General features: G+C 32.2%; 7 protein-coding genes and 2 pseudogenes. All 9 read left to right on the top strand.

The features are described from left to right. Nucleotides 1-8: 8 nt before the first annotated feature. Nucleotides 9-377 carry an EXLDI protein gene (locus BN38_RS08765; RefSeq protein WP_044567015.1) on the top strand — a complete coding sequence of 123 codons (369 nt, stop codon included), beginning with the start codon at nt 9-11 and terminating at the stop codon, nt 375-377. A 400-nt stretch (nt 378-777) separates the two neighbouring features. After that, nucleotides 778-1,451 (top strand): annotated as a pseudogene (locus BN38_RS11590) (DNA alkylation repair protein). Between the two features lie 518 nt (nt 1,452-1,969). Next, the gene (locus BN38_RS08775; RefSeq protein WP_010248462.1) at nt 1,970-2,308 is read left to right on the top strand and encodes an SdpI family protein; all 339 of its coding nucleotides are present in this window, start codon (nt 1,970-1,972) and stop codon (nt 2,306-2,308) included. A gap of 638 nt (nt 2,309-2,946) precedes the next feature. Continuing rightward, nucleotides 2,947-3,615 carry an ATP-binding protein gene (locus BN38_RS11420; protein WP_230197766.1) on the top strand — a complete coding sequence of 223 codons (669 nt, stop codon included), beginning with the start codon at nt 2,947-2,949 and terminating at the stop codon, nt 3,613-3,615. Next, complete coding sequence (locus BN38_RS11425) at nt 3,579-4,244, top strand: ATP-binding protein (protein ID WP_407636505.1); 666 nt, start codon at nt 3,579-3,581, stop codon at nt 4,242-4,244. The genes BN38_RS11420 and BN38_RS11425 overlap by 37 nt, the downstream gene beginning before the upstream one ends. 1,093 nt (nt 4,245-5,337) lie before the next feature. Beyond that, on the top strand, nt 5,338-5,595 hold the full coding sequence (locus tag BN38_RS08785) for an AbrB/MazE/SpoVT family DNA-binding domain-containing protein (protein ID WP_044567017.1): 258 nt from the start codon (nt 5,338-5,340) through the stop codon (nt 5,593-5,595). After that, the gene (locus BN38_RS08790; RefSeq protein WP_044567020.1) at nt 5,592-6,719 is read left to right on the top strand and encodes an alpha/beta fold hydrolase; all 1,128 of its coding nucleotides are present in this window, start codon (nt 5,592-5,594) and stop codon (nt 6,717-6,719) included. Before BN38_RS08785 ends, BN38_RS08790 begins: the two co-directional genes overlap by 4 nt. A gap of 405 nt (nt 6,720-7,124) precedes the next feature. Then, the gene (locus BN38_RS08795; RefSeq protein ID WP_044567022.1) at nt 7,125-7,586 is read left to right on the top strand and encodes a flavodoxin; all 462 of its coding nucleotides are present in this window, start codon (nt 7,125-7,127) and stop codon (nt 7,584-7,586) included. A 569-nt stretch (nt 7,587-8,155) separates the two neighbouring features. Continuing rightward, nucleotides 8,156-8,435 (top strand): annotated as a pseudogene (locus BN38_RS08800) (group II intron reverse transcriptase/maturase); the annotation flags it as partial.

An 8,435-nucleotide genomic window follows, 5' to 3' on the forward strand; every position in this document is an offset into this window, starting at 1 on the left:
GGTATTTTATGAAGTATGAAGATATTAGATTAAATGTTTCAAATGATAATATTAGTAATTATAAAGAATTCAAAGGAATAAAATTATATTCTGAAATGTTTAAAGCAGAAGATGGAAAAAAACTCATTAATAAAAGAGTGTTTGTAACTCCCAAAAAAAATTATGTATATTATGAAAGGACAGATATAAATTGGAATTATTGGTCAGATAAAACAAAATATGACTCGAGTTTTGATTTAAGTGATAAAAATCATAATATAATATTTGAAGTAACATCTGAATTGGATAATTTTTCAAAATACTTAGATGAAGAAGTAATCAAAAAAATTATAATGAAAGAAAAAAGAGAAGAGATAGTAGAAGTACTAGATATTTGAGACTGTGTAAAATTCTGTGTATAGAAATCTCCTGATTATGGTTAAGAAAAACTAATCAGGAGGAATTTTTATGCCATAAGAAAGCGATCAGAAACAAAATCTCTAAGATGTTAATTGAAGAATATTAACAAGAAACAGCACAAGATTTACAAGATGCTCTAATATACCTTTTAGGTGAGACAATGGAGCATTTGTCGAAGAATATGAAAATGCATTAGTTTTAAATAAAATGTTAAAAGAATTTAGAATAATTGAGAATAAATATATTCCCACATACGAGGCTTCCCTAAAATATTAAATATTATCCATACTGACCACTCAAGCCACGTCGAGAGTGTAGTATTGATGTCAAAAATCCATAGTAGAGCGGCAAATTAGAATTATATAGAGAGTGAGAGAAATGAACATCAAAGAAGAATTATTGGCATTGCAGGATATTTCATATGCTGATTTTCAAGCGAAATTGACACCAAATATTCCAAGAGACCTATTGATAGGGGTTAGAGTTCCAGAGGCTAGAAAGCTTGCTAAAAGAATTATAGGAGATCCGGAAACATCAAAATTTCTAAGGGATTTACCCCATAAATATTATGATGAAAATATACTTCATGGACTCCTAATTTCTGAAATTAAAGACTATGATGCCTGTATTGTGGCAGTTGATGAATTTCTGCCTTATGTAGATAATTGGGCTGTTTGCGATATTATGTCTCCAAAGATTTTCAAAAAAATAAAAAAGCACTTTTGGAAAAAATTAAAGAATGGTCGGCATCGGAAAAGACCTATACTTGCCGCTTTGGAATTGAGATCTTGATGTCTTACTTTCTTGATGATGATTTTAAGCCTGAATATTTGGAGATACCAGTCTCTGTTAATAGTGAAGAGTATTATGTTAAGATGATGATTGCGTGGTTTTTTGCAACGGCTTTGGCAAAGCAATGGGATGCGACCATAAAATATATTGAAGAACAGCACCTAGATACATGGACTCATAATAAGGCAATACAGAAGGCACGTGAAAGTAGGCGCATTACACCGAAACAAAAAGAATATTTAAAGTCACTTAAAGGATGACGAAATTTAGTTGATATTGAACTTTAACTTACACTTCCTAGGATATATTTTTTGCATTTTTACCATGCAATTAGTGTTAGAGCTCACATCTTGATGTATGTATATCATCAGGTTGGTCTAAATAAATATTAAAATTGTTGTGTGTTCGAAAAGAAAACAGGAAATTGAAGTTTTGCTAGTAAAGTAAGATGATAATGGGAATGTTAAAACACTAATTTAAAAATATGTCCGATACGGAATTATTTCTAAATAGATTTGAATTATATGACCTTATTCTTCATGATATACTTAGATTAAGGTCCAAATTTGTTAAACAAGGAAAGTTTAGACTTATAATGAATAGCTTAACTTATTCGTTATGGATATATTTCCACATACGAGGCGTTTGGAAAATACTAAATCTTATCCATACTGACCACTTAAGCCATGTTGAGAGCGTGGTATTGATGTCAAAAATAAGATTATAGGTTATAATATTGTTGAAAGTAGTAGCTTTTAGGATTTTTAGAGGGGTTTGTATGAATTTTGAAAAAATTGTAATTAGTTTATTACCTATAGCAGGATTGCTTTTGTCTTTCTTTTATAAGTATAAAGCAAATGGAAATATAAGTAAGTATAGTGGATTTAGAACAGCATTAAGTATGAAATCAAAAGAAAACTGGAATTATGCCCATAAGTATGCAGCTAAACTTTTGCGCATATATACTATATTTTTTATATTACTAAATATTATAATAATATTTAGTAATAGTCTAACTAATACAACTATGACAATCATAGTTGTATTGCAAATGCTATTCTACTTCATCATTGGATATAAAGTTAATAATGCTTTGGCGAAAAAAGAAAATAGTTAGAATCTATTAAGAATTAAAAAAAGATAAAGTTGTGTATATTGAAAATGAAAAAATAAACTGGTAATACAAGGTGACGACATTGAGTCTAGGGTTGTAGTATTAATTCTTATAATTTTAGCTGCTAATGCGAATGTTGTATGAACGCAAATGTAAATACAATTATTAATGCTAATGTAATAGCGAAGGTAAGCGGTGGCTTCAATTACAAATTAACTAATATAAAAGATTATAGTTTATGATGAAATGATTAAAGTAATATTTAAATCTTCAGTTGAAGTTGAAATAGAAAATTGACAAAAATAAAAACTAAATACACAATAAATCCCACAGAATCCGACATGCCTCTTAAAGTGGTGTAAGTTGGGTCTTTTAGTTGTAAAAATAGCTCCACCATGTTATGGTAAGGGCTTGTTCCATAAGTATTATATAAGAAAAAATGGTCAAGTACTTGAATGAAAAATTAACAAACACTTTAAGGATATTAAAAACTAATTCAAACGATGTAAAATTAACTTCGAAATAGGTCCTATATGGAATTATCTCTAAATAGAGTTGAATTACATGGGTTTATCATTTATGATGTACTTAGATTAAGTTCCAAAACGGAAATAATTCTAAATAGAAAAAGGTGTAGGTTTATGGAAATAAAACGTGATTACTATCTAGATAAATTAATACGAAAAAAAGATAATGGATTTATTAAGATTATTACAGGAATTAGAAGGAGCGGAAAATCTTATTTGCTGAATAATCTATTTTATAATCATTTGCTTGAAAATGGAGTAGATAATAAGTATATTATAAAATTTGCCTTTGATTCGGCTAGGGATTTATTAAAAATTGGCGAAGATTTAATGGATTTAGATCTACTAAGTGGTGAAAGATTAGTAGATCCTAAAAAATTTTTAGACTATATTATGAGCCAAACGAATGACAAGGAAAAATTTTATATCCTCTTAGATGAAGTTCAATTGCTTAAATCTTTTGAGCAAGTCTTAAATGGATTTTTGCGTCAAGATAATTTTGATGTTTATGTTACTGGGAGTAATTCTAAATTCTTATCTAAAGATGTCATTACTGAATTTGCAGGTAGGGGTGATGAAATTCATGTTATGCCGCTTGTATTTTCTGAATTTCTTCAAACTTATGATGGCGACAAAGAAGATGCTTTTGCGGAATATCAAGTTTACGGCGGTTTACCAGCTGGGGCTTTAATGAAAAGGGATGAAGATAAGATGAATTATCTAAAGGGGCAACTCGAAAATGATATTTGCGCGATATTGTTCATAGGTATGACATACGTTTAACTTCTGAACTAGAAGACCTACTCAATATTTTGGCATCAGGCATTTCAAGTCTTACAAATCCAAGTAAAATAGCTTCAACTTTTAAGTCCATAAAAAAATCTAAAATTTCTGCAAATACAATTGATAAGTTTATAGGCTATTTTGAAGATTCTTTTATTTTAAAAAGAGTCTATCGATACGATGTTAAAGGGAGAAAATATATAGGCACGCCTTATAAAATATACTTTGAAGATGTAGGGTTGAGAAATGCAAGATTAAACTTTAGACAGATAGAACCAACCCACCTAATGGAAAATATCATTTATAACGAATTAAGATATCGTGGCTATATGGTTGATGTAGGAATGGTCATGAAAAGGGAAAATGTTAATAATAAAGATATAAAGAAACAGCTGGAAGTTGATTTCATAGCCAACCTTGGAAATAAAAAATATTATATTCAATCTGCATATAGCCTCCCTTCCATAGAAAAAATAAATCAAGAAAAAGCATCTTTATTGAATATTGATGATTCATTCAAAAAAATTATAATCGTAAAAGACAGAGTAAAACCATTTCTAGATGAACATGGAATACTAACTATTAATTTGTTTGACTTTTTATTGGATAGAGATAGTTTAGATTTATAGGGATTCATTCGATGAGTTGATAATTATTAATATGTTCCCACATACGAGGCTTTTGAAGAATTACCAAATTTATCCATACTGACCACTAGAGCTACGTCGAGACTATAGTATTGATGCCAAGGAAATAAGATAAGAGTTTGTAAGACTGTTGAAATCAATGGCTTTAGGATTTTAGAAGAAATCTTAAAAGCCATTTTTCTATTTAAAAACACCTTGTGGGAACAATTCGAGTGTAGATTATAACAGAGTATGTAGACACTATGGATATTTTATGTGGAGTGAGCATGGTGGATACTATTAGGCTGCTCATTATAGATTAATAATATATGAAACTTCAAGCTATATGAATGGTTATAGTAAATTAATAAAATAGATGACATCTATAAAATGTAAAAATAGCCTGATCAGAATAGTTGTTAGAGAAGACAATTATAATACAAAATAGATATAAGTTGCTGTTTTGTGTTATAAGAGACAAATAAGATATAACCTAACTACCAGATGTAGAGACGGTAGTATTGATGTCAAGGTGAGGGACTAAACTGTATAGAAAAGCCTTGAAATAAACGGGTTTTGATGGTATTGCCAAGAAAAAGTGCATCATCGTAATCTCATTTTTAGATCTTTTAAAAACAGTTCTGTCTTCCGGAAAAGTAACTATGGAACTGCTTTTTGACGTATTGAGACTTCAGAAATGTAGTCGGAGGTGGCTTTGGAGATATTCAGACAATAAAACTGTTTGCAATTGTATATTTCTCGACAAACGGGTCAGGTAGATTACTGAATACACTGAACGTCCGGTCAGACGACTTAGTGAAAAGATTACGGTTTACGATGAGAAATAGGCTGTGGAATTCAAATCAGGCCTTGCGATAAAAGGAGATGGATGAAAAGAATATATTAAAATAGGGCACCTCGTCAGGAAATGGCGGGGTGATTTTTTGTAGGAATACTTTAAACATAAAAAGCATATGAAATTGTTACGGCATTGTCGAGTTGGGATTAACATATTTTTACTTGACAAGTCAATAATTTATGATATAAATAGTATGAAATGTATAACAAAGGATACTAATCCTCAAGGAGATAAAATATGAAAAAAAGCAAGCAATATCATAGTAATTTGGAATATGAGAATAAAACTGAGAAAAACGAACAGGGGCTTTATGCTTGGACTGCAAAAGTTGGCTCAAAAGGACAGATTGTAATTCCAAAAGAGGCAAGAAATTTGTTCCATATAGAAAGTGGTGACACAATTCTCCTGCTGGGTGACCAAAATCAGGGAATAGCATTGATAAGTGGTGATAAAATGGCTGAGATGCTACAGGCAATTAAAGGAAAGATATTATGAAACGAATGAAACGATTAAAAATTATTATGGTTATTTTGATTGTAATAGTTGTGATTCTAGTGGGTTTTGCATATCGAACGCTTCACTTTGATTATGGGAATGATCAGTTTATGAGGAAAAAGGGGAAGCAATTAGGATTTACAGAAAAAGTGTACAAGACTACTGATGGCAGTAAAATAGCATACTTAGAAGGACCTGATAATGGGGAGCCGCTTTTACTAATTCACGGTCAGATGGTATCAAAAGAAGACTATGCGAAGGTTTTACCGAAACTCTCAAATCATTTTCACATCTTTGCAATAGACTGCTACGGACATGGAAAATCGTCTAAACATCCTGATAAGTATCAGCTAATTCCTATTCGTGATGATTTGATCGACTTCATGCGTGATGTGATTGGTGAGAAAACATATCTTTCAGGACATTCCTCAGGTGCTTTGATATCAGCGGCAATAGCTGCAAAGGAAAAGGAACAGGTAAAAGGGCTTCTCCTTGAAGATGGACCTTTCTTCTCTACAGAGCCTGCTAGAGCAGAAAATACTTTTTCTTATCTTGAGTTCAAGACAATCCATGATTTTCTGTCGCAGCAAGCGGAGAAGAATTATACGAGATATTATCTTGATCATACTTACATGAAATCACTTTTTAATAAAGATGGAAAAGATAATTGGGACTTTATAGTTAAAAATCCTTTTTCCAATAGAATCAGAGAAAATAGTAGCAAAATGCCAATTGTTTGGTATTATCCTCCTGAAATCGGGCTGAATGGAATTATATTCTTAACACGTAACATGCAGGACGGAACAGGAAACTATGATTTAAGATTTGGGGAGGCTTTTTACGATTTTTCCTGGTTTTATGGAGTTGACCAGAAAAAGATGTTGAGCGAAATAGAATGCCCGACGATCATTCTTCATGTTGCGCCTTCAAAGGAAACTGCGCCGAGCTATTATGATGAAAAAGGAATATTACTATCTGCCATGGACGAAAAAGATGCAGAAGAAGTTCATACTTTAATCAAAAACAGTACGCTTAAATCTGGTTATGAATCAAGTCACGATATTCATGCTGACTTACCGGAACAGTTCGTTGATGCAGTGATTGAAATGAAGCAGCAGAAGTAGTGTATATTCTAATTGAACGGGCTTTGATATGTACCCGAATATATCATTTCTTTTGCAACTTCCACCGTGCAACGAGTGTGAAGGCTCTCTTCTTGATGTACTGCTATCCTCAGAGTGGTCTTGATACATGTTATGACTAATTATAGTATTGATGTCAAGAAATTAGGATAATGGTAAATAAAACTCTTGAAACAGGTGGCTTTTAGGATTTCTAGAAGAAATCTTAAAAGCCATTTTTCTATTTAAAAAACACCTTTTGGAAACAGTTCAAGTGTAGATTATTTCAGGGTGTGTAAACACTATGTATATTTTAGGGGGAGTGAACAGGATAGATAATATCAGGCTACTTATCATATAATAAAAATGATATAATAGTAATTAGGTTGAATTAAGGAGGTAATTATAATGAGTCCTTTAGTTGTATATTATTCATATTCAGGAACAACAAGAAGATTAGCAGAAGATATTGCGTTGATTACTGATGGAGATTTGAGAGAGCTGAAGCCACAAAAGCCTTATTCATTCTCATATAATACAGCTGTAAAAGAAGTGAGAGAAGAAATTGAAAAAGGATATTGCCCACCTCTTATTCAAGGAGCGGAAACTATTGAAGATGCAGAGGTGGTTTTTATTGGTTCTCCTAATTGGCTTAAAACTTTTGCCCCACCCGTGCTATCGTTTTTAAGAACGGTTGATTTAAATGGAAAGACAATTATTCCGTTTTGCACGCATGGCGGAGGTGGTTTTGGGAGAATGATTGAAGATTACAAAAAGGAATGTAAGAATTCAATTATTAAAGATGGAATAGCGTTAAAAGGAGATTACAGTTTTGATGAACTAAAAACATGGTTAGATAGTAATTTGTGAATCCCAGTTTATTAAACTCAAATAACCAAATAAAAGATACAAGATAGCAATTCACGAAGCAGTAAACTAAATCGGTTTACTGTTTTTTTAGTATGACGGGCATGTTCTAATGCTGGGGTGAAAATCCCTACAGAGCGTAGTTACCAACGAATCTAATAGTGACCCCGAAGTTTTAGATGGCGACATCTAGGAGAGAAGAACGGGTAGCGAAATCGTGGCTTGACGAATAGGAACAGAATATAAGGCGTAACAGATGGGCAAGCTAGCGCAAGATAGCGAAGACCCAAAAGGTAACCGTAAACCCAAAGCGTAAATTCTGCAAGTAAACGATGAAAGTATTAGGACTTATCCCGTGAGGTCTCATAGACGAGACAGTAGTAACAACGAACTATGAGAAGTCAGCAGAAGTCATAGTAGGTAGAAACACCGAAGGACTGAACAATTTAAAAGCACAAGCAAAATGTATGTAGCATAACAAATCTGACAGAGAAAGTAGAAGAAACGTAAATGAACTCAAAATCTCACACCTAAGAAATAAGTTATGCAAGCGGAAAGGAGCAAGTGCGCACATGGAAGATAAACTAATAAGTCAAATCCTAAACCCAGAAAACATGCATCAAGCCAAAGAAAAAGTTATCTCCAATAAAGGAGCATCAGGAATAGATGGCATAAGTGTAGAAGAAATAGATGAATACATCAAAGAAAACTGGACAAGGATAAGACAAGAAATTATTGAAAGACGCTACAAACCACAACCAGTACTCCGAGCAGAAATCCCTAAACCAAACGGAGGAAAAAGAAAACTCGGAATACCAACAGTAATGGACAGAATAATCCAACAAGCAATCG

Source organism: Anaerococcus provencensis (genome assembly GCF_000312365.2).
In the GTDB taxonomy this organism is placed as follows: Bacteria; Bacillota; Clostridia; order Tissierellales; family Peptoniphilaceae; genus Anaerococcus; species Anaerococcus provencensis.

What these genes read in the sequence shown, in the direction of transcription:
- BN38_RS08765 (WP_044567015.1), top strand. Translation starts at nt 9, where the DNA reads ATGAAGTATGAAGATATTAGATTAAATGTTTCAAATGATAATATTAGT.
- BN38_RS08775 (WP_010248462.1), top strand. Translation starts at nt 1,970, where the DNA reads ATGAATTTTGAAAAAATTGTAATTAGTTTATTACCTATAGCAGGATTG.
- BN38_RS11420 (WP_230197766.1), top strand. Translation starts at nt 2,947, where the DNA reads ATGGAAATAAAACGTGATTACTATCTAGATAAATTAATACGAAAAAAA.
- BN38_RS08785 (WP_044567017.1), top strand. Translation starts at nt 5,338, where the DNA reads ATGAAAAAAAGCAAGCAATATCATAGTAATTTGGAATATGAGAATAAA.
- BN38_RS08790 (WP_044567020.1), top strand. Translation starts at nt 5,592, where the DNA reads ATGAAACGAATGAAACGATTAAAAATTATTATGGTTATTTTGATTGTA.
- BN38_RS08795 (WP_044567022.1), top strand. Translation starts at nt 7,125, where the DNA reads ATGAGTCCTTTAGTTGTATATTATTCATATTCAGGAACAACAAGAAGA.